This window comes from Pseudonocardia sp. SID8383 (assembly GCF_009864975.1).
GTDB classification, from domain to species: Bacteria; Actinomycetota; Actinomycetes; order Mycobacteriales; family Pseudonocardiaceae; genus Pseudonocardia; species Pseudonocardia alni.
Genome location: NZ_WWFY01000001.1, coordinates 1 through 19,153, shown reverse-complemented (window position 1 = coordinate 19,153; position 19,153 = coordinate 1). Strand labels below are relative to the sequence as shown.

The 19,153-nt window shown below is 73.0% G+C and carries 23 protein-coding genes and 1 tRNA gene; 16 read left to right on the top strand and 8 right to left on the bottom strand.

Features of this window, described 5'->3' with window-relative positions:
* Positions 1 to 8: 8 nt before the first annotated feature.
* Positions 9 to 197: an excisionase family DNA-binding protein gene (locus GTW08_RS00120; protein ID WP_161151197.1), complete on the top strand. Its 189-nt coding sequence runs from the start codon at positions 9 to 11 to the stop codon at positions 195 to 197.
* The gene (locus GTW08_RS00115) at positions 197 to 1,408 is read left to right on the top strand and encodes a site-specific integrase (RefSeq protein WP_161151196.1); all 1,212 of its coding nucleotides are present in this window, start codon (positions 197 to 199) and stop codon (positions 1,406 to 1,408) included. Before GTW08_RS00120 ends, GTW08_RS00115 begins: the two co-directional genes overlap by 1 nt.
* Before the next feature lie 23 nt (positions 1,409 to 1,431).
* Here the strand turns inward: GTW08_RS00115 and GTW08_RS00110 are convergent.
* Together GTW08_RS00110 and GTW08_RS00105 are read right to left on the bottom strand one after the other, a co-directional pair.
* Positions 1,432 to 1,517: transfer RNA gene (locus GTW08_RS00110), tRNA-Ser, on the bottom strand.
* A gap of 23 nt (positions 1,518 to 1,540) precedes the next feature.
* Positions 1,541 to 2,251 carry a class I SAM-dependent methyltransferase gene (locus GTW08_RS00105; RefSeq protein ID WP_161151195.1) on the bottom strand — a complete coding sequence of 237 codons (711 nt, stop codon included), beginning with the start codon at positions 2,249 to 2,251 and terminating at the stop codon, positions 1,541 to 1,543.
* Between the two features lie 83 nt (positions 2,252 to 2,334).
* Here GTW08_RS00105 and GTW08_RS00100 point away from each other — a divergent pair, with 83 nt between their 5' ends.
* Both GTW08_RS00100 and GTW08_RS00095 read left to right on the top strand, forming a co-directional pair.
* Positions 2,335 to 3,198, top strand: a complete 864-nt coding sequence (locus GTW08_RS00100; RefSeq protein WP_202416173.1) for an AraC family transcriptional regulator — start codon at positions 2,335 to 2,337, stop codon at positions 3,196 to 3,198.
* Between the two features lie 80 nt (positions 3,199 to 3,278).
* Entirely contained in the window at positions 3,279 to 4,214 is a 936-nt protein-coding gene (locus GTW08_RS00095; protein ID WP_073573818.1) for a neutral zinc metallopeptidase, read from the top strand.
* Here GTW08_RS00095 and GTW08_RS00090 read toward each other — a convergent pair.
* On the bottom strand, positions 4,211 to 4,903 hold the full coding sequence (locus tag GTW08_RS00090; protein WP_161151194.1) for a GNAT family N-acetyltransferase: 693 nt from the start codon (positions 4,901 to 4,903) through the stop codon (positions 4,211 to 4,213). The two genes, GTW08_RS00095 and GTW08_RS00090, sit on opposite strands and share 4 nt — an antisense overlap.
* A 54-nt stretch (positions 4,904 to 4,957) precedes the next feature.
* On the opposite strand from GTW08_RS00090, the gene GTW08_RS00085 reads away from it, so the two are divergent.
* The 6 genes from GTW08_RS00085 to GTW08_RS00060 all read left to right on the top strand — a co-directional run bounded on the left by GTW08_RS00085 (position 4,958) and on the right by GTW08_RS00060 (position 10,310).
* On the top strand, positions 4,958 to 5,944 hold the full coding sequence (locus tag GTW08_RS00085) for an NAD(P)H-quinone oxidoreductase (protein WP_161151193.1): 987 nt from the start codon (positions 4,958 to 4,960) through the stop codon (positions 5,942 to 5,944).
* Positions 5,945 to 5,959: 15 nt separating this feature from the next.
* Positions 5,960 to 6,505 carry a bacterial proteasome activator family protein gene (locus tag GTW08_RS00080; RefSeq protein ID WP_073573815.1) on the top strand — a complete coding sequence of 182 codons (546 nt, stop codon included), beginning with the start codon at positions 5,960 to 5,962 and terminating at the stop codon, positions 6,503 to 6,505.
* A 93-nt stretch (positions 6,506 to 6,598) separates the two neighbouring features.
* A complete protein-coding gene (locus GTW08_RS00075) occupies positions 6,599 to 7,459 on the top strand; it encodes an ABC transporter permease (RefSeq protein WP_337826666.1) in 861 nt (286 codons plus the stop codon).
* Between the two features lie 6 nt (positions 7,460 to 7,465).
* Positions 7,466 to 8,218, top strand: coding sequence for an ABC transporter ATP-binding protein (locus tag GTW08_RS00070; RefSeq protein ID WP_062399276.1), 753 nt, complete (start codon positions 7,466 to 7,468; stop codon positions 8,216 to 8,218).
* Entirely contained in the window at positions 8,215 to 9,120 is a 906-nt protein-coding gene (locus GTW08_RS00065; RefSeq protein ID WP_161151191.1) for a glycosyltransferase, read from the top strand. Before GTW08_RS00070 ends, GTW08_RS00065 begins: the two co-directional genes overlap by 4 nt.
* Positions 9,121 to 9,296: 176 nt before the next feature.
* Positions 9,297 to 10,310, top strand: a complete 1,014-nt coding sequence (locus tag GTW08_RS00060; RefSeq protein ID WP_161151190.1) for a hypothetical protein — start codon at positions 9,297 to 9,299, stop codon at positions 10,308 to 10,310.
* Between the two features lie 22 nt (positions 10,311 to 10,332).
* Here GTW08_RS00060 and GTW08_RS00055 read toward each other — a convergent pair whose 3' ends face one another.
* Positions 10,333 to 10,788, bottom strand: a complete 456-nt coding sequence (locus tag GTW08_RS00055) for a GtrA family protein (RefSeq protein ID WP_161151189.1) — start codon at positions 10,786 to 10,788, stop codon at positions 10,333 to 10,335.
* 160 nt (positions 10,789 to 10,948) lie between these two features.
* Between GTW08_RS00055 and GTW08_RS00050 the strand changes: the two genes are divergently transcribed.
* The 4 genes from GTW08_RS00050 to GTW08_RS00035 are packed head-to-tail and all read left to right on the top strand — an operon-like array spanning position 10,949 to position 13,480.
* Positions 10,949 to 11,560: a hypothetical protein gene (locus GTW08_RS00050; RefSeq protein WP_161151188.1), complete on the top strand. Its 612-nt coding sequence runs from the start codon at positions 10,949 to 10,951 to the stop codon at positions 11,558 to 11,560.
* On the top strand, positions 11,557 to 11,874 hold the full coding sequence (locus GTW08_RS00045) for a transcriptional regulator (RefSeq protein WP_073573850.1): 318 nt from the start codon (positions 11,557 to 11,559) through the stop codon (positions 11,872 to 11,874). The genes GTW08_RS00050 and GTW08_RS00045 overlap by 4 nt, the downstream gene beginning before the upstream one ends.
* Positions 11,871 to 12,743 carry an ATP-binding cassette domain-containing protein gene (locus GTW08_RS00040; protein WP_161151187.1) on the top strand — a complete coding sequence of 291 codons (873 nt, stop codon included), beginning with the start codon at positions 11,871 to 11,873 and terminating at the stop codon, positions 12,741 to 12,743. Before GTW08_RS00045 ends, GTW08_RS00040 begins: the two co-directional genes overlap by 4 nt.
* Positions 12,740 to 13,480 (top strand): ABC transporter permease, encoded by a 741-nt coding sequence (locus GTW08_RS00035; RefSeq protein ID WP_161151186.1) that lies wholly within the window; start codon positions 12,740 to 12,742, stop codon positions 13,478 to 13,480. The genes GTW08_RS00040 and GTW08_RS00035 overlap by 4 nt, the downstream gene beginning before the upstream one ends.
* A gap of 16 nt (positions 13,481 to 13,496) precedes the next feature.
* Here the strand turns inward: GTW08_RS00035 and GTW08_RS32380 are convergent, their stop codons facing one another.
* Entirely contained in the window at positions 13,497 to 14,099 is a 603-nt protein-coding gene (locus GTW08_RS32380) for a DUF1707 domain-containing protein (protein WP_161151185.1), read from the bottom strand.
* Positions 14,100 to 14,116: 17 nt separating this feature from the next.
* The gene (locus tag GTW08_RS32780) at positions 14,117 to 15,913 is read right to left on the bottom strand and encodes a hypothetical protein (protein WP_161151184.1); all 1,797 of its coding nucleotides are present in this window, start codon (positions 15,911 to 15,913) and stop codon (positions 14,117 to 14,119) included.
* Positions 15,914 to 15,965: 52 nt separating this feature from the next.
* On the opposite strand from GTW08_RS32780, the gene GTW08_RS00020 reads away from it, so the two are divergent.
* Together GTW08_RS00020 and GTW08_RS00015 are read left to right on the top strand one after the other, a co-directional pair.
* Entirely contained in the window at positions 15,966 to 17,372 is a 1,407-nt protein-coding gene (locus GTW08_RS00020) for an FAD-binding protein (RefSeq protein WP_161151183.1), read from the top strand.
* 20 nt (positions 17,373 to 17,392) lie between these two features.
* Positions 17,393 to 18,148 (top strand): decaprenylphospho-beta-D-erythro-pentofuranosid-2-ulose 2-reductase, encoded by a 756-nt coding sequence (locus GTW08_RS00015; protein WP_073573807.1) that lies wholly within the window; start codon positions 17,393 to 17,395, stop codon positions 18,146 to 18,148.
* A gap of 14 nt (positions 18,149 to 18,162) precedes the next feature.
* Here GTW08_RS00015 and GTW08_RS00010 read toward each other — a convergent pair whose 3' ends face one another.
* Entirely contained in the window at positions 18,163 to 18,813 is a 651-nt protein-coding gene (locus tag GTW08_RS00010) for a nitroreductase family protein (RefSeq protein WP_062404007.1), read from the bottom strand.
* Between the two features lie 10 nt (positions 18,814 to 18,823).
* Positions 18,824 to 19,153: hypothetical protein (locus tag GTW08_RS00005; RefSeq protein ID WP_161151182.1), on the bottom strand; the 330-nt coding region annotated here is incomplete at its 5' end.

Here is a 19,153-nt window from a genome sequence, read left to right as displayed (position 1 = left end):
ACGACGACATGGAACGGCTGTTGCTCACCGCAGAGGAGGTCGCGGAGGCCCTGAACGTCGGGCGTTCGCGCGTCTACATGCTGATCGCGTCCAAGGAGCTGACCTCGATCAAGATCGGCAGCCTGCGGCGGATTCCGGTCGACGCCGTACGCGAGTACGCGGCCCGGCTGATCGAACAGGAACGCGGGGTCGCCTGATGGCCCGCAAGCGTGCCAACGGAGAGGGGACGATCGCCAAGCGCTCGGACGGGCGCTACACCGCGGCCGCGTTCGTCCCCGTCTCCGGTGGTGGACGGCGCCGGGTCTACGTCTACGGCCGGACCCGCGAGGAAGTGCGGGACAAGCTCGACGACCTGATGCGGCAGGCCAGCGACGGCATCCCGCGGGCACGTGAGCGGCAGACCGTCGCCGCCTACCTCGACTACTGGTTGGAGCACGTCGTCCGCCCGGAGAAGCGTGCGACCACGTTCAACGGCTACGAGTCGATCGTGCGGCTCCACATCGTGCCGGTGATCGGGAAGAAGAAGCTCGACGAGCTGGGACCGGCGGATGTCCGCGCGCTGCTCGCCACGCTGCGTGAGAAGGAGATCAGCGGCAGCGGCGGCGGTCCGCGGAAGCTCTCGGCCCGCATGGTTCAGTTCGCTCACGCCGTCCTGCGGAACGCGCTGTCGAACGCGGTGCGGGAGGAGCTGATCGGGCGCAACGTCGCCAAGCTCGTGCAGGTCTCCAACCCGGAGTACGACGTCGGGACCAGCCTCGACCCGGTCGCGGCCCGCGCACTGCTCGCCCGGATCGCCGACGATCGGCTGTACGCGCTGTACCTGTGCGCGATCGTGCTCGGGATGCGGCGCGGCGAGCTGCTGGGCCTCGCCTGGGATGCCGTCGACCTGGACGTCGGCAAGCTCGCGGTCCGCCAGTCGCTCACCTGGGCCAACGGCCGCGCGCATCTCGGTCCGCCGAAGTCCCGGGCGTCCCGGCGGATCGTCCCGCTGCCTGCGACTGTCATCGACGCGCTGCGGGAGCACCGGAAACGGCAGGATGACGAGCGGGAGATCGCCGGTGACCGCTGGACGGAGACCGGTCTCGTGTTCACCTCGCCGCTGGGCGGGTCGGTCTCGCCGCGCACGCTCGCCGCGCACTGGCATCAAATCCGCACGGCGGCCGGCCTCGGGAGGATGCGGTTCCACGACCTCCGGCACACCGCCGTGTCGTTGCTGCTCGCGCTCGGCATCCCGCCGCACGTCGTGCGGGAGATCGTCGGGCACAGCGACGTCAAGGTCACGATGACCGTCTACGCGCACGGCAACCTCGACGAGAAAGCTGCCGCACTGTCGCAGCTCAGTACCGCCGTCACCGGCGGGTTGTTGTCACCGGATGTTGTCAGCGATGACCAAGAGGACGAGTCGTGATCGGCGATCATGCCGCTGACCTGTGGCGGAAGCGGGGGGATTCGAACCCCCGGTCCTTTCGGACGCCCGCTTTCAAGGCGGGTGCATTCGGCCGCTCTGCCACGCTTCCGCACGGGAGGGTAACGGGACCGCTCAGCACTCCGCGCGGTAGTAGGTGACCGGCCCCATCCTGGTCGTCCCGTGCCCGACCACCGTCGCGTCGGTGAACCCCGCGGCCGCGAGCAGCTCCGGCACCGGCTGCGCCCCGTGGCCGTGGCCGTGGCCGTGGCCGTGGCCGCCATGGTCTCCGTGGGCGCCACGCCGGGAGCGGCGGTGGGCCGGGTCGAGGCGGGCCAGCAGCGACAGCACCCTGTTCACGGTGCGCATCCGTCCGCCGCTGCGCGGGTCGTGGTCGAGGTCGACCAGGTGCAGGCTCCCGCCCGGCGCCAGGACGCGGTGCGCCTCCCGCAGCGCTGCGACCTGGGCGTCGGCGGCGATGTGGTGCAGCATCAGCGAGGAGAGGACCCGGTCGACGCTGCCGTCGTCGAGGGGCAGGTCCTCGGCCACACCGACCTGGAGCTCCAGCTCGACGCCGGCCTCGGCGGCCTTGCGGCGGGCCATGGCCACCGCCTCGGGGTCGGGGTCGACGCCGGACACGGTGGCCGTCGGAACGGCCTCCTTGGCGCGCAGCAGGACGTTCCCGGTCCCGCAGCCGATCTCGAGCACGCGGTCCCGCGGGCCGATGCCGGCCTGGGCCAGCAGCCGCCAGTACATCGGGACGGCGCCGCTGAGCCGGGCCACGGTGTCGTAGCCGGGCAGCAACCGCGAGCTGACGAGCGCGGGTGTGTGGGCGTGCGTGGTCATCGCATCCTCTCGGACGAACTTCGTGTTCTCCAGCCACCCTCCCTGGCCTCTGAACAGGTCACAAGGCACTATCCGTGGCCGTGATGGGACGAAGTTCGGACATCCCGCTGATTGGCTTCGCACACACGCCGGTACCGATCGCGGCGTACCGCGTCGACGGGCCGGTGCAGCTTCCGCGGGTGCAGGGGCCGCACGCGCACGATTTCCTTACCCTCGTGCACGTCGTGCGCGGCACCTGTACCTACCAGGTCGACGGGCAGGTCTGGCGGCTCGCCGAGGGCGATGCGTTCGTCATCGCACCCGGAGCCGTGGTCGACCACGCCGCGGAGACCTCGACGCCGCCCGGCGAGCTGTGGTCGGTCGTCTTCCCCGCGGAGGCGGTCGCGCCCGCGTCCTGGCAGGACCATCCGCTGCTCGCGCCGTTCGTCGGGCGCCACCGCGGGGGCGGGCAGCGGATCGGCGTCCCACCGGCGGACCGGGCGACCTGGCGGGCCCGCCTCGTCGACCTCGACGACGAGCTGACCCGCCGCCGCGACGGTCACGCCGAGGCCGCCCGCGCCCACCTCACCCTGCTGCTGGTGGCACTCGGCCGGCTCGTCGACGACGTCCCCGCCGAGTCGGGCGACCCGCTGCTCGCGGCGGTGTTCGCCGTCGTCGAGGAGCGGTTCGCCGGCCGGCTGTCGCTGCGCGACGTCGCCGCGGCCGTCGGACTCACCCCCGGGCACCTGACGACCGTCGTCCGGCGCGGGACCGGGCGGACCGTCCAGCAGTGGATCACCGAGCGCCGGATGCGGGAGGCGCGGCGGCTGCTCGTCTCCACCGACCTCCCGGTCGCCGAGGTGGGCGCCCGGGTCGGCTACCCCGACCCCGGCTACTTCGCCCGCCGCTTCCGGGCCGCGCACGGCGTCGGCGCCGCGACCTGGCGGGCCGGCTCCGGGACCCCCTGACGGGTGGCGGGGGACGTCCGCGCCGGTGCGGTCCGGCGCGGTGTGGTGGGATTCTCCCGGTCTCATCTCGGGAGGACGACGTGCGGTTCGACGAGAACGCCCGGCTCGACACGTCCGGCGTGGACGACCTGCGCGGATCCGGCGGTGGCCGGGGCGGCGGGGTCGGCGGCCGGGTGGCGGGCGCGGGCGGCGGCCTGGGCCTCGTCGGCGTCATCCTGTACCTGCTGCTGTCGAACTTCGCGGGCGTCGACATGTCCGGCATGGGCGCGGGCGGCGGCTACCCGGGGCTCGACCAGGTCGGCTCCGGCCAGACCGCGGACAACTCGTCACTGCAGGAGAACTGCGCCACCGGCGCCTCGGCGAACACCTCGACGGACTGCCGCGTCGTCGCCGTCGTCAACTCCCTCGACGACTTCTGGGCCACCCAGTTCTCCTCCGGCTTCACGGAGCCGCGGACGAACTTCTTCTCCGGTGGGGTGAGCACCGACGGCTGCGGCTCGGCCTCGTCGGACAGCGGGCCGTTCTACTGCCCGGCCGACTCCGAGATCTACATCGACCTCACCTTCTTCCAGGAGCTGCAGACCCGATTCGGTGCGCAGGGCGGACCGTTCTCGCAGGCCTACGTGATGGCCCACGAGTACGGCCACCACATCCAGAACCTGCTCGGCACCAACCGCAAGGCCGGCAACGACACCGGCCCCACCTCCGGCTCGGTGCGCCTGGAGCTGCAGGCCGACTGCTACGCGGGCGTCTGGGCGAACCACGCGACGACGACGCCCGGCCCGTCGGGGCGGCCGCTGATCAGCGAGCTGAACCAGTCCGACATCGACGCCGCCCTCGACACCGCGTCCCGGATCGGCGACGACTACATCCAGTCCAACCTGGGTGGCGGCCGGGTCGACGAGTCGCAGTTCTCGCACGGCAGCTCCGCGCAGCGCGAGAAGTGGTTCACCACCGGCCTGCAGAGCGGCGACCCCGACTCCTGCGACACCTTCGCCGCGCGCAGTCTCGGCTAGGGCTGCCCGGCCGGCGGATCGGCGGCCAGGAACCCCGCGAGATCGTCGGTGTAGCCCGCGACGCGCAGCTCCCACCCGGGCCGCACGAACGCCTCCCGCGTGAGGAGCACCCGGTACTCGGTGACCCGGGCGTCGCCGTGGTCGATCGTGGCGGTGCCGTCGTCGCGGTACCCGAGCCGGGCCGACACGGCCGCCGACCTCGGGTTGCCCTCGACGTACTCCGAGCGCGCCGCCAGCGCGCCGAGGTGGTCGAAGGCGAAGGCCAGCACCGCGGCCCGCATCTCGGTGCCGTAGCCGCGACCCTGTGCCCGTCGCACCAGGTACGAGCCGGTCGCGACCTCACGACGCACGCCGAACCGGTCGCCCACGACGTCCTGCAGGCCGACCACCCGGCCCTCGGCGCGCACGACGAACTGCAGCGTCCACCAGTCCGGCGACGCCTTCGCGCGGTTCGACCAGACGTACTGCGCGATGCCGCGCCCCAGGTGCCGCGGGTCGGCCCGGGTCCACGGGACGCGGAACGGCATCTCCGACGACGGGTGGATCCCGCTCTCGTGCACGGCCGCGATCAGCTCCCGGACCGACGCGTCGTCCTCGACGCGCAGCTCCAGGCGCGGGGTCCGCAGGGTCAGCCCGGACATCGGCCACGGGTCGGGCACCGGGTCGATCGGCGCGGGGAGCACGTCCATCGGTCGACCGTGCCGGATCGCCGACGGGCGCGCCACGGAATACCGTCGGCTCCCATGTGGGCGATCACCCTGACCGAGTACGGCGGACCCGAGCAGATGACGTGGGCGGAGGTGCCCGATCCCGAGCCCGGCCCGGGCGAGGTCGTGCTCGACGTCGTCTCCTCGGCCGTCAACCGGGCCGACCTCCTGCAGGTCCAGGGGAACTACCCGGTCCCGCCCGGCGCGTCGGAGATCCTCGGCCTGGAGTGCGCGGGCCGGATCGCCGCTCTCGGTGACGGCGTGACCGGCTGGTCGGTCGGCGACGAGGTGTGCGCCCTGCTCGCCGGCGGCGGCTACGCGACGAAGGTCGCCGTCCCGGCCCCGCAGCTGCTCCCGGTCCCCGAGGGCGTCTCCCTGACCGACGCCGGCGGGCTGCCCGAGGTCGCCTGCACCGTCTGGTCGAACGTGTTCCTGGAAGGCCGGCTCGCCGAGGGCGAGACGTTCCTGGTCCAGGGCGGCTCGTCGGGCATCGGAACGCACGCGATCCAGGTCGCGAAGGCGCTCGGCGCGCGCGTCGCCGCCACCGCGGGCCACGCCGACCGGCTGCAGTTCTGCCGCGACCTGGGCGCCGACATCGTCATCGACTACCACGACGACATCGCCGAGGAGCTGAAGGAGGCCACCGACGGCCACGGCGCCGACGTCATCCTCGACAACATGGGCGCCAAGGGCCTGGCGAACAACCTGTCCGCGCTGGCCCGCGACGGCCGCCTGATGATCATCGGGATGCAGGGCGGGGTGAAGGCCGAGCTCAACATCGGCGCGCTGCTGGCCAAGCGCGGCCACGTCTCGGCGATGGGCCTGCGCGGCCGCCCGGTCGACGGTCCGCACTCGAAGGCCGAGATCGTCGACGGGGTCCGCGAGAACGTGTGGCCGCTGTTCGCCGACGGCCGGGTGAAGCCGGTGGTCTTCGAGCGGTTCGCGATGTCCGACGCCGCCGACGCGCACCGCAGGCTGGACGCCGGTGGGGTGACCGGCAAGCTCCTCCTCGTGAACTCCTGAGCGGGCGGGTCCAGAATGGCGGGCATGAGCGACGAGCAGGAGACCCCCGGGGACCGGGTCGTGGTGGTCGGCGCCGACGGGCGCCCGGTGGGCATGGCCTCGGTTCCGCAGGACGACGAGGGTCAGAGCCCCGCGTCGATGGTGGAGCAGCCCGCGAAGGTCATGCGGATCGGCACCATGATCAAGCAGCTGCTCGAGGAGGTGAAGGCCGCACCGCTGGACGAGGCGTCCCGCGAGCGGCTCAAGGAGATCCACGAGAACTCCGTCAAGGAGCTCGAGGAGGGCCTGGCGCCGGAGCTGCGCGAGGAGCTGCAGCGGCTCAGCCTGCCGTTCACGGCGGACACGATCCCGTCGGAGGGTGAGCTGCGGATCGCCCAGGCCCAGCTGGTCGGCTGGCTGGAGGGTCTGTTCCACGGCATCCAGACCGCGTTGTTCGCCCAGCAGATGGCCGCGCGGGCACAGCTGGAGCAGATGCGTCGCGGGCTGCCCCCTGGCGTCGGCGGGCCGGAGCAGGGCGGCGTCCCCGAGGGCATGGGCCGGGGAACCGGGCAGTACCTCTGACGCACGACGACGACCTGCGGTTTCGCGGTGTCCCGGCCGGGGCCTCCCCTGCCGGGCCCGCGGACCGCGTCTGAGTACCCTCACCGGGTGGCCGTGACCGTGACCGACGAGCCGGGTGACGTCGTCGACCCGTCCGAGGTGTCGAGCCCGCGCAGCTGGCGGCGGGCCTTCGCGGACCTCGCCCAGGGCTGGCGGCAACGGCCGCTGTGGGGCTACCTCGGCTGGCAGGACATCAAGCAGCGCTACCGCCGCTCCGTCCTGGGGCCGCTGTGGATCTCGATCAGCATGGGCGTCATCGCCCTCGGCCTGGGGATCCTCTACTCGGCGCTGTTCCAGATCTCGCTGGCGACGTTCCTGCCGCACGTCGCCGTCGGGCTGCTGATCTGGAACTTCGTGTCCGGCTGCATCCTCGAGGGCAGCGAGGTCTTCATCGCCAACGAGGGCCTGATCAAGTTCCTGCCCGCCCCGCTCAGCCTGCACATCTACCGGCTCGTGTGGCGGCAGACGCTGTTCTTCCTGCACAACCTGGTCGTCTGGGTCGTGCTGATGATCGTGTTCCCGCATCCGCTGGGGCTGTCGACGCTGCTGGCGATCCCGGCGTTCGCGCTGCTGGCGATCAACGGCGCCTGGGTCGCGATCCTCGCCGGGATCCTCGCGACCCGGTTCCGCGACATCCCCCCGATCATCGCCAGCATCACCCAGCTGGTGTTCTACCTGACCCCGATCGTCTGGTCGGTCGACATCCTGAGCGACAACCCGGCCGCGCGCGAGCGCGCCCAGCTGGTCGAGCTGAACCCGGTCTTCCACTTCGTCGAGATCGTGCGCCAGCCTCTGCTCGGCCAGGAGATCGTCGGCCGGTACTGGCTGGTCACGGGCGTGATCACGATCGTCGGCTGGGCCGCGGCCCTGATCTGCCTGCGCAACTACCGCTCCCGCGTCGCGTACTGGGTGTGAACCTCTGTGACTGAACCCCGTATCCGGATCGACCGCGCCGCCGTCGACTTCCCGATCTTCGACGCCAAGACGCGGTCGCTGAAGAAGGCCGTCCTCGGCAAGGCGGGCGGCCGGATCGGCACCGACGCCAAGGTGCCGATCATCGAGGCGCTGCGCGACATCACCGTCAGCCTGGACAAGGGCGCCCGCGTCGCGCTCGTCGGGCACAACGGCGCCGGCAAGTCCACGCTCCTGCGGCTGATGGCCGGCATCTACGAGCCCACCCGCGGTCGCTCACTGGTCCGCGGCAAGGTCGCGCCCGTGTTCGACCTCGCCGTCGGGATGGACCCGGAGATCTCCGGTTACGAGAACATCCTGATCCGCGGGCTGTTCCTGGGCATGACGCGCAAGCAGATGGAGGCGCGGATCGACGACATCGCCGCCTTCACCGAGCTGGGCGACTACCTGGAGATGCCGCTGCGGGCCTACTCGACGGGTATGCGGGTGCGGCTCGCCCTCGGCGTCGTCACCTCGATCGACCCCGAGATCCTGCTGCTCGACGAGGGCATCGGCGCCGTCGACGCGGAGTTCCTGAACAAGGCCCGCGACCGGCTCCACGAGCTCGTCGACCGCTCCGGGATCCTGGTCTTCGCCTCGCACTCCGACGAGTTCCTCGCCGACCTGTGCGACACCGCGCTGTGGATGGAGCACGGGACGATCAAGGAGTACGGCCCCCTGCACGAGGTCCTCGACCACTACAAGGGGCGGACCCCGTCGTGACCGGACCGCTCCCGCCCGGCTCGGTCGTCGGCGTCGTCGTCACGCGGCACCGGGCCGAGCTGCTCGTCGACTCGCTCGCGGCGATGGCGAAGCAGACCCACCCGCTGGCGCACCTGATCGTCGTCGACAACGGGCCGGACCGGCCCGCGCGTGACGCGGTCGAGGCCTGCCCGCTGCCGACGACGTGGCTCCCCTCGTGGTCCAACCTCGGCGGCGCGGGCGGCTTCGCCCTGGGGATGCTGCACGCACTCGCCATGGGCGCGGAGTGGATCTTCCTGGCCGACGACGACGGCCACGCCGCCGACGAGTCCACCCTCGCCACGCTGCTCGACGTCGCGTCGCGGCACGGACTCGCCGCGGTGTCACCGGTGGTCGCCGACAAGGCCGACCCGGAACGCCTCGCCTTCCCGCTGCGCCGCGGCGTCACCTGGCACCGGTCCCGCTCGGCCCTGGGCCCCGACGACCTGCTCCCCGGGATCGCCTCGTTCTTCAACGGCGCCCTCTTCCGGGCCTCCACCCTGGAGGTCATCGGGGTGCCGGACCTGCGCCTGTTCGTCCGCGGCGACGAGGTGGAGATGCACCGCCGGATGGTCCGGTCCGGGCTGCCCTTCGGCACCGCCCTGCAGGCCACCTACCTGCACCCCTACGGCTCCGACGAGTTCAAGCCGATGCTGGGCGGGCGGCTGCACGCCCAGGACCCGGGCGACGAGGTCAAGCGCTACTACACCTACCGCAACCGCGGCTACCTGATGTCCCAGCCCGGGATGCGGAGGATCGGCCTCCTGGAGCTGCCGAGGTTCGCCTGGTACTTCCTGGTGACGAAACGCGACCCGCGCGCCTTCCGCGACTGGCTGACCCTGCTCCGCCAGGGCCGCCGCGAGCAGTTCCACCGCGCCCCCTGACCGATCGCCCACTAGTCCCGATCAGGCGTGGCGACCTGTGACGTCGTGCGGCGACCGCCGCGGCGAGCGCCGCGGGACGTGACGGGTCGCCACGAACCTGTCCACAACCGGCAGGTTCGTCCACAGGGCGGTGGGGATGTCGGTGGCGGGCGGCGTACGGCGGCAGTCTCGGACGCATGGATCGCCTCGACCACGTGCCTCCGGATCCGGCCGGGCTCCTGCACCGGTCGGCGTTGCTGGGCGCAGGCCTCGCCGTCGACGAGATCGACCGCCTCGTCCGCGCCCGCGTGCTCGTCCCGGTCCGGCGAGGCTCCTACCGGCTCGGTGACGACGAACCGCGCTCGCCGGTGCATGCCCACCTGCTCCGAGCCCGGGCCACGGTGCCGCACCTCGCTCCCGGCTCGGTCCTCGGCCATGTCACCGCGGCCCTCGTCCTCGGGCTCCCGGTCTGGAACCTGCCTCTCGACCGGGTGCATGCCGTACGGGAACGCAGTACCGGTGGCGGCCGGAACCGCCACGGCACATCCGTGCACCGGGCTCCGCTACCGGACGACGACGTCCGCGAGCTCGACGGTCTGCTGGTCACCTCGCCGGCCCGGACACTCGTCGACCTGGCTCGGACGGTGCCCGCCGAGCAGGCGCTGGTGACGGTCGATGCGGCCCTGCACCAGCACGTCCGGCCGCGGCCACGGTCCGAGCGCCCGCCGCCCGGCGCGACCACGGTCGACGAGCTGACCGAGGTGCTCTCCCGGTTCGGCGGACGCGTCGGTACCCCCGCGGCACGGCGTGTCGTCGCGCTGGCAGACGCCCGCTCCGAGAGCCCCGGTGAGTCGCGTAGCCGGTTCCGGATGTACCTCGCGAGCCTCCCGGACCCGGCCACCCAGTGGGAGGTTCCAGGTCTGCCGTTCCGCGCCGACTTCGCCTGGCCGGAGCACGGAGTGGTCGGGGAGTTCGACGGCCGGATCAAGTACGGCCGCCCACTGCGGCCCGGTCAGGATCTCGGTGAGGTGCTCTGGGAGGAGAAGCGGCGGGAGGACCTCATCCGTTCCACGGGCCTGACCGTCGTGCGATGGGTCTGGTCCGACCTCGCCGACGGCAGCATGGTCGCCCGCCTCGCCCACAGTCTCGGAACCGCACGGCACCCCGTCGCGTCGCGTGGCGCCCCGTGCGACGGTCGCCGGGCGACGTGACCGGTCGCCACGCCTACGAGGGTCAGTTCTTGAAGATGACCCAGCGCAGCATGACGAAGTTGATCGCGGTGGCGGTGCCCTGCGCGACCAGCCAGGCGAGGCTGGTGTCGTAGGTCAGCGGCGGCAGCAGGTGCAGGACCAAGGAGTTCACACCGACGTTCACGGCGAAGGTCGTGCCGTAGAGGGCCACGAAGCCGGCGAACCTCGCGCGGCCGCCGGTGTTCGCGCCGGTGAAGGTGAACCGCTTGTTGAGCAGGTACGCCGTCGTCGTACCGAGGATGAAGCTGATGCCCTTCGCGAACGGCACCCACAGGCCCGCGTTCAGGAGCAGGTGGTAGACGCCGAAGTCGACGATCGCGGAGAGCACACCGATCGCGACGAAGCTGCCCAGCTGGCGGACGAGGCCGAGGCGCGGGGCCGGGCCGGCGGCCGGACCGGTGGCCGGGGGCTCGGCCCGGGTGGGCTCGGTGGCGGTCACCCATCGAGGGTAGCGGCGCACGCCGCAACGACCGCGTCGGCCCACCGGAGCGCAGGCCGTGCCCCTCCGAGCTGCCGATCCTTTCTCGACCGTGGACAAGACAATGCACTTTGCAGTACAAAGTTAGTGACACAGCAAACCAGTTGGCAGTGGGGGAACCATGCAGGACCGGACGGACACCGACGTCGACGACCAGCCGCCGCGCTCACCCGCCGACGCGCTCGCGATCATCGAGCGTGAGCAGGCCCGGCAGATCCCGCCGTACTGGATCTTCTATCTGATCTGGGGCGCGGCCTGGGCGGTCATCGGGCTCGCCTGGTTCGCGAACGGGACCGGCGCGGTCACCGCGGCCACCGCGAGCGTCCTCACGGGGCTGGCGATCGCCGGGGGGTCGATCGCCAGCGGTCTGGTCGGCGCCCGGATGGGACGCGGCGTCACCGGGCCGAGCCAGCTCCACGGCGCCCTCTACGGCTGGGTGTGGCCGGTGGCGATGATCGGGGTCGTCGCGCTGGCGGTCGGTCTGGGCCGGCTCGGGGCGCCGGTCGGGTTCGCCATGCCCGCGCTGTTCGTGTTCGTCACCGGCGGCCTGTTCGCGGTCGGGGCCGCGGTCTGGCGCAACATCCCGGACTACGCGCTCGGGCTCGGCCTGCTGGTGCTCGGCGCGGCGCTGCCGTTCGTCCCGGCGCCGTGGCACGCGCTGACACTGGCGGTCGTCGGCGGTGGCGCCCTGGTCGCCACCGGGCTGTGGACACGGGCGCGGGCGGTCCGGTGACCGAGCTCGACCCCGTCATCCACGCCCAGGCCCGGCTGCGGGTCACCGCCACCCTCGCCGCCCTCGACGACGGCGACCGCATGACCTTCCCTCGGCTGCAGGAGCTGCTCGGCATGACCGCGGGCAACCTGTCCACCCACCTGCGCAAGCTGGAGGACGCGGGCTACGTCGCGATCACCAAGACCCACCAGCGGCGCACCCCGGTGACCTTCGTCGAACTGACGAGAACGGGCAGGCGGGCCTTCGAGGACTACACGGCCGCGCTGCGGGCGCTGCTCGACCCGGCGGCCGACCCGTCGGAGGTGCCGTCGTGACCGCACCGGTGGAGCTGCACGGGGTGACCCGCCGCTACGGCGACACCGTCGCCCTCGACGACGTCGACCTCGTCCTGGAGCCCGGCAGCCTGACCGGCCTGCTCGGACCGAACGGGGCGGGCAAGTCGACGCTGGTCAACCTCGTGTCCGGGCTGCGCCGACCGGGCACCGGCACGGTGCGGCTGTTCGGCGGGAACCCGCGTGACGCGGCGACCCGGGTCGCGCTGGGCACCACCCCGCAGCAGACCGGGCTGCCCGACACACTGCGCGTCGGGGAGATCGTCCGGTTCGTCGGCGCCCACTTCCCCGACCCGGTCGGGGCCGGTGAGCTGCTGGGGCGCTTCGGCCTCGACGGGCTGGAACGACGCCAGGCGGGCGGGCTGTCCGGCGGCCAGAAGCGTCGCCTCGCGCTCGCGCTCGCGTTCACCGGCCGTCCTCGGCTGGTGCTGCTCGACGAGCCGACGACCGGCCTGGACGTCGAGGGCCGCCGCGCCCTGTGGGACACCGTGCGCGCGTTCCACGCCGGCGGCGGGACGGTGCTGCTGACCACCCACTACCTCGACGAGATCGAGTCGCTGGCCGAGCGCGTCGTCGTCCTGGCGGGCGGGCGGATCCGCGCCGACGGCGACGTCGACGCCGTCCGCGGAGCCGTCCGGGTGGGGCGGGTGTCCTTCCGCGCGGCGACCCTTCCCGACCTGCCCGGCGTCGAGCGGACCGAGCGCGACGGCGACCACGTCACCCTGCACACCGCCGACGCCGACGAGCTGGTCCGCACCCTCGTCCGGCACGACGTGCCCTTCACCGGCCTGTCGGTGTCCCGGGCGTCGCTGGAGGACGCGTTCCTGACCCTGACCGGAGGCCCGTCGTGAGCATCGCCGCAGCGCACGCCCGCTACCTGATCCTGGAGCAGCTGCGGATCCCCGTCGCGGTGCTGTCCACCGCGCTGTTCCCGGCCCTGACCCTGTGCTTCTTCGTGCTGCCGTTCGACTGGGGCGACGACCCGGCCGCCGCGACCCGCGCGGTCGCCCAGCTCGCACTCTTCGGGGTGCTCAGCGGGTTCCTGTTCACCTTCGGCGTGGGCGTGGCCGACGACCGGGAGAAGCCGTGGGACCCGTACCTGCGGACGTTGCCGGCGCCGCCGTCGGCCCGGGTCCTGGGGCGACTCGCGGTCGGGGCGCTGTTCGCGCTGCTCGGGATGCTGCCGGTGGTCGTGCTGGGGGCACTGCTCACGCCGGCGTACGTGGAACCGGCGCGGCTGCCGTTCGCGTTCGTGACGCTCCTGGTGGCCGGGCTGCCGTTCCTGTTCGGCGGGCTCGCGATCGGCTACTCGCTGCCGACCAAGGCAGCGCTGCCGGTGACCCAGCTGGCGTTCTTCCCGATGGCCTTCGGTGGCGGGCTGCTGCTGCCGCCGGAGCTGTTCCCCGGCTGGCTGGCCCGCGCGACCGAGGTGCTGCCGACCCGCGGGGCGCGTGACCTGCTGCTCTGGTCGCTCGGCGGGCCGGTCCCGAGCGGTCTGGCGCTGGGCGCGTTCGCGGCGTGGACGGTCGGGCTGGCGCTGCTGGTGGGCTGGGCGTACCACCGCGACGAGGGGCGCCGCTTCCGGTGAGCCCCGGGGCCGGCGCTCAGAAGTGGCGGCCGGCGAAGGTGTAGCGGGTCCGCACCGTGACCGACCCGGCGGCCGTCCGGCCGTAGACGCGGAAGTGCGGGCGGCCGTGGACGGCGCGGCTGGGCATCTTCGAGCGGACCGAGCCGTACTGGGAGACGAGGCCGTCGACGTCGGCGGTGGCGTTCTCCGGGACCAGCAGCCGGGCCGACCCGGCGCCGAGCTCCAGCTCCACCTCGACGACGGGCATGGGCAGCTGCGCGTCGCAGAAGTCCAGCAGGACCGCGCCGAGCGAGGTCTGCACCCGCAGCCGGGCCGGGACCGCCCAGTCGCCGCGGCGCTTGACCCCGCCGACGCCGCCACGCAGCACCGTGGGCGGGCCGACCGGGGTGGCCAGGACGTCCGCGGACAGGTCCAGCGGGTCCCCGGGCAGGTCGGACAGCACGGGGAACAGCTCGGAGCCGAACCGGGCGCCGTAGACGACCGACAGCCGCTCCTGCAGCTCCTCGACCGAGATGCGGCCCTCGGCCATCGCACGGTTGAGCCGCGTCGCGGCGCGCTCGCGGTCGGCGTCGGAGATCCTGATCTCCCGACCCTCTCCGAGTAGCCGCGCACCGGTCACCCCACCAGGGTAAACACCTATCCGACGGGTGCGGCGTCCGGCAGCCGGAACAGCCACACCCCGCCGTCGAACCGGCCGGGGTCGCCGGTGACCCGCCGGGTCCAGGTCAGCGCACGGGCCTCGTCGCCGCCGGCGTAGCCGGGGACGAACGCGACGGCGGTGATCCCCAGGTCGCGCAGTTCGCGGTGGGCGGCGGCGGTGTAGTCGTCGCTGGGGTCGTTCTTGCCGTCGGCGACCCACTGCGCCCCGATCTGGTACCGGTTCCAACGGGACTGGATCGCGACGTCGTCCTCGGGATCGGAGGCGATGAAGTAGCCGCCGCGGATGCGGAACGCGGGGCCGGAGGCGGCCTGCCAGCGCAGGCCCTGCGCACCGTCGTCCCAGGCCGCGGTGATCCGCGGGTAGATCTCGACGACGTCGGCCGGGCCCAGCGGCGCCGCCCCGCCCGCGAAGAAGGCGGGCACCGGCGCGGGCCGGACCTCCTGGGCGTCGGCGGGCAGCCAGGACACCACCGCCAGCGCGGTCAGGGCGACGGCACCGACCGCCGTCGCCGGGGTGTCGAGCGGCATCCGGTCCACCCACAGCGCGACGACGACGGCGACGCACAGCGCCGTCACCACCTGGATCCGGACCGGCTCGACCTCCGACAGCAACGGGACCTCGGCGAACCCGAGCCAGGGCAGCGGGATCCCCGTGTAGTCGCCCAGCAGCACGACACTCGTGCCGAGCGAGGCGACCCAGGACAGGAACCCGACCGCGGCGACGACCCGCAGCGTCGTCGACCGTACGACCAGCACCGCGACGACGACCAGCGCCAGCACGGCGACGCCGACGTAGCCGCCCTGTTCGCCGATGTGGCCGCCGAGTTCGGTGTCGACGCCGTCGGGCACCGCCCGGACGGCGGTCAGCCGCGTCGGGACGAGCAGGTTCGCCAGGTCCGCGCCGGTGGCGTGCACGTTGCGGATCGCGCCGCGCGGGCGGTTCGGCCCGGCCAGCACCAGGTACAGCGGGTAGGCGCCGAGCACCACGAACACCCCGACGCAGGCCAGGCCGGCCCGGAGCAGCCCCGGCAGGTGCGCGCGGACCCGGCGTGGGAACCGCAGCGCGAGCACCACCGCGGTGACGACCAGGAAGATCACGCCGATGGCGAGGGTCTGGGTGTAGAGGACGAGCTGCCCGGCCAGCGCGAGTCCGGTCAGCGCCCCCACGAGCCACGGCCGACGCAGCGGGCCGCGCGCGAACAGGTGGTGCGCGACGAGCAGCAGCAGCGGCGGCAGCAGCGACCACGTGAGGTTGAGGTGCCCGGCGATCGCGTGCGCCAGATGGAACGGGGAGAACGCGTACAGCGCACCGGCGATCCCGCGGGCGACCCAGCCGCGGGTGCCCGCGCCGACGTAGGGGCCGAGCGCGGCGACCAGGACCAGTCCGGACACGACCGGGCCGAGGACCAGCCCGACGTTGAACGCGGTCACCGAGCCCGCGACCAGGGTCACCGGGGCGAGCGCCAGTGCCAGCAGCGGCACCGCGGTGTTCCACAGCGCGTTGAGCCCATGAGGCCAGTGCATCCAGTCGGTGACCAGCGGGTTCTCCCCGTGCGTCACGGCGAACGGGAACCGGTGGAGCCACCAGGCGAACATGTCGGCGTCGGCGGTGACGTGCCCGATCAGCAGACCACCCGGGTCGGCGAGCACCCGGCGCTGCAGCCACAGCGAGACCAGCAGGTAGCCGAGCCCGAGCAGCACGTACAGCCCCGCGGTCGTGCCCCGGCGCCGTTCCGGGGGCAGCGGGAGGCGGACCTGCCGCTCGTCGAGCACCCGCCCAGGGTCGCACCCGTCGTCGTCGGTGGTCCTCGCTACCCTGGCGACGATGACGGACACGACCGTTCCCAGCAGCACCAGGACCGACGCCCCGGCGCGACGGACCGCCTCCCTGCACGGCTGGGGACGGACCGCACCGACGGTCGCCCAGCTCGTCACCCCGCGCGACGCCGAGGACGTCGCCGAGACCGTCCGCACGGCGGGCGAGCGCGGCGTGATCGCCCGCGGGCTCGGCCGGTCCTACGGCGACCCGGCGCAGAACGCGGGCGGTGTCGTCCTCGACATGCCGGGCCTGAGCCGGATCCACGCCATCGACCCGGACACCGGCGTCGCGGACGTGGACGCGGGCGTCAGCCTGGACCAGCTCATGCGCGCCGCGCTGCCGCTCGGGCTGTGGGTCCCGGTGCTGCCGGGCACCCGCCAGGTCACGATCGGCGGGGCGATCGGCGCCGACGTGCACGGCAAGAACCACCACACCAAGGGCAGCTTCGGCAACCACGTCGAGTGGCTGCAGCTCGTGACCGCGGACGGCTCGGTCCGCGAGCTGACCCCGTCCGGACCGGACTCGGAGCTGTTCTGGGCGACCGTCGGCGGGATGGGCCTGACCGGCGTCATCGTGCGGGCCAGGGTGCGGCTGCACCGGACCGAGTCGGCGTACTTCGTGGTCGACACCGACCGCACCGACGACCTCGACGGCCTGCTGGAGCTGCTCACCGACGGCTCGGACGACACCTACGGCTACTCGGCCGCCTGGTTCGACACCACCGCGACCGGCGCCCGGATGGGCCGGTCGGTGCTGACCCGCGGCTCGCTCGCGACCGTCGACCAGCTCCCCGCGAAGCTGCGGTCCGAGCCGCTGAAGTTCGACGCGCCGCAGCTGCTGACCTTCCCGGACGTCTTCCCGAACGGGCTGGCCAACAAGCTGTCGCTGACGGCGTTCTCCGAGCTGTGGTTCCGCAAGGCACCGAAGCGCCAGCGCGGCTCGGTGCAGAACATCACGGCCTTCTACCAGGTGCTCGACGTGTTCGGGGACTGGAACCGGGTCTACGGCTCGAAGGGCTTCCTGCAGTACCAGTTCGTCGTCCCGATGGGGGCGGAGACCGAGCTGCGCCGGATCCTGGAGAAGATCGCGGCGTCGCCGCACAAGTCCGGGCTGAACGTGTTCAAGCGCTTCGGCGCGGGCAACGACGCACCGCTGTCGTTCCCGACGAAGGGTTGGACGATCACCGTCGACTTCCCGATCGCGAACGGGCTGTCCCGGTTCTGCACGGAGCTCGACGAGATGGTGCTGGCCGCCGGCGGGCGGCTGTACCTGGCGAAGGAGTCGCGCACGTCGCCGGAGGCCTTCGCCGCCGGCTACCCGCGGTTCGCCGAGTGGAAGGCGATCCGCGACGGCGTCGACCCGGCCGGCGTCTTCGCCTCCGACATGTCCCGCCGCCTCGCACTGACCCTCTGACGTCCGGAGCCCGCACCATCATGATCGACGCAGTCGGCAATCCGCAGAGCATCCTGCTCCTCGGCGGCACCTCAGAGATCGGCCTGGCCACCGTGCGCGCGTTCGCCGCGGACCGCCCGTTGCGGATCGTGCTCGCCGCCCGACCCGGCCCCCGGCTCGACGCCGCCCGCGCCGAGCTCGAGGCGCTCGGGTGCGGCGTGGAGACCATCGAGTTCGACGCCACGCGCATCGAGACCCACCCCGAGGTCGTGAAGAAGGCCTTCGCGGGCGGGGACATCGACGTCGCCGTCGTCGCGTTCGGGCTGCTCGGCGACAACGAGAAGGCCTGGACCGACGTCGACCACGCCGTCGAGCTGGCGCAGGTCAACTACACCGCGACCGTCTCCACCGGGGTCGCGCTGGCGGAGAGGTTCCGCGAGCAGGGCCACGGCTCGCTCGTCGCGATCTCCTCGGTCGCCGGGGAGCGGGCCCGCCGCTCGAACTTCGTCTACGGCTCCACCAAGGCCGGGATGGACGCGTTCTACACCGGGCTGACCGAGGCGCTGCGCGAGTTCGGCGTGACCGTGACGATCGTCCGGCCCGGCTTCGTGCACTCGAAGATGACCGAGGGCCTCGACGCCGCACCGCTCGCGACCACCCCGCAGGCCGTCGCCGACGTCATCGTCGACGCGGTGCGGACGGGCAAGGAGCTGGTGTGGGCACCGGCGCCGATGCGCTTCGTGATGAGCGCCCTGCGCCACGTGCCCCGGCCGATCTTCCGCAGACTCCCGATCTGATCCGGGGGGGCGGCCTACCAGCCGTCGACGTGCAGGACGGTGTCGAGCGGCTGGCGCTTCGCGGGCTTGAACGTGTCGCCGGTGTAGTACGCGACCGGCAGCAGGACGCCCTGCCGCACGTTCTCCGGGATGCCCAGCAGCTCGGCGATCTCCTTCTCGTACTGCAGGTGCAGCGTCGTCCAGGCGCTGCCCAGGCCGCGGGCGCGCAGCGCGAGCTGCAGGCTCCACGCGGCCGGGAGGAGCGACCCCCACATCCCGGCCTGGTTCGACGCCGGCAGCTCGGCCTTCGCGTTCATCGCGCCGATGACCAGCACCGGGACCTCCCCCATCCGGTCCGCGAGGTACTGCGCGCTGTCCGCGACGCGGAGCTGGGTGGCGTCGCGGTCGGCGTCGCCGTGGGAGCGGGTCGTCGGGTACTGCGAGGAGTTCCGGTAGGCGGTGAACGCCTTCCGGTAGTACTCGCCGACGGCCTTGCGCTTCTCGGCGTCGGTGAGCACCAGCCAGTGCCAGCCCTGCTGGTTGGAGCCGCTCGGGGCCTGCAGAGCGACCTCGAGGCTCTCCCGGACCACCTCCAGCGGGACCGGACGCTCCAGGTCCAGGCGCTTGCGGACCGATCGGGTGGTGGTGAGCAGCTCGTCGGGCCCGAGGGGCAGCACATCGCTCATGCCCTGCACGCTACGGCGCCGCCGGTCTCCTCGCGATGATCACCGCGCGCTCCCCCGCGCCCGCCTCGCACGTGAGGCGTCCCGCGGACCGCTGCGCACGGGTCGCGGCCAGACGCGGGTCGGCCCAGGTGGGGACACCGCCATAGGGGCCGCGGGTCAGCCCGTCGGAGCCCTCCCGGACGATCTCGAACCCGGCGTCGACGAGGATCTCCCGGATCCGCAGGTGCCCGCGCGGGACGCGGGGCGGCACCCAGCGGGCACCGGCCAGCTCCCGGCCGCGGCCCTCGGCGTCGGCGGCGACGACGAGTGCGCGCCCGCCCGGCTCGAGCGCCCGGAACCA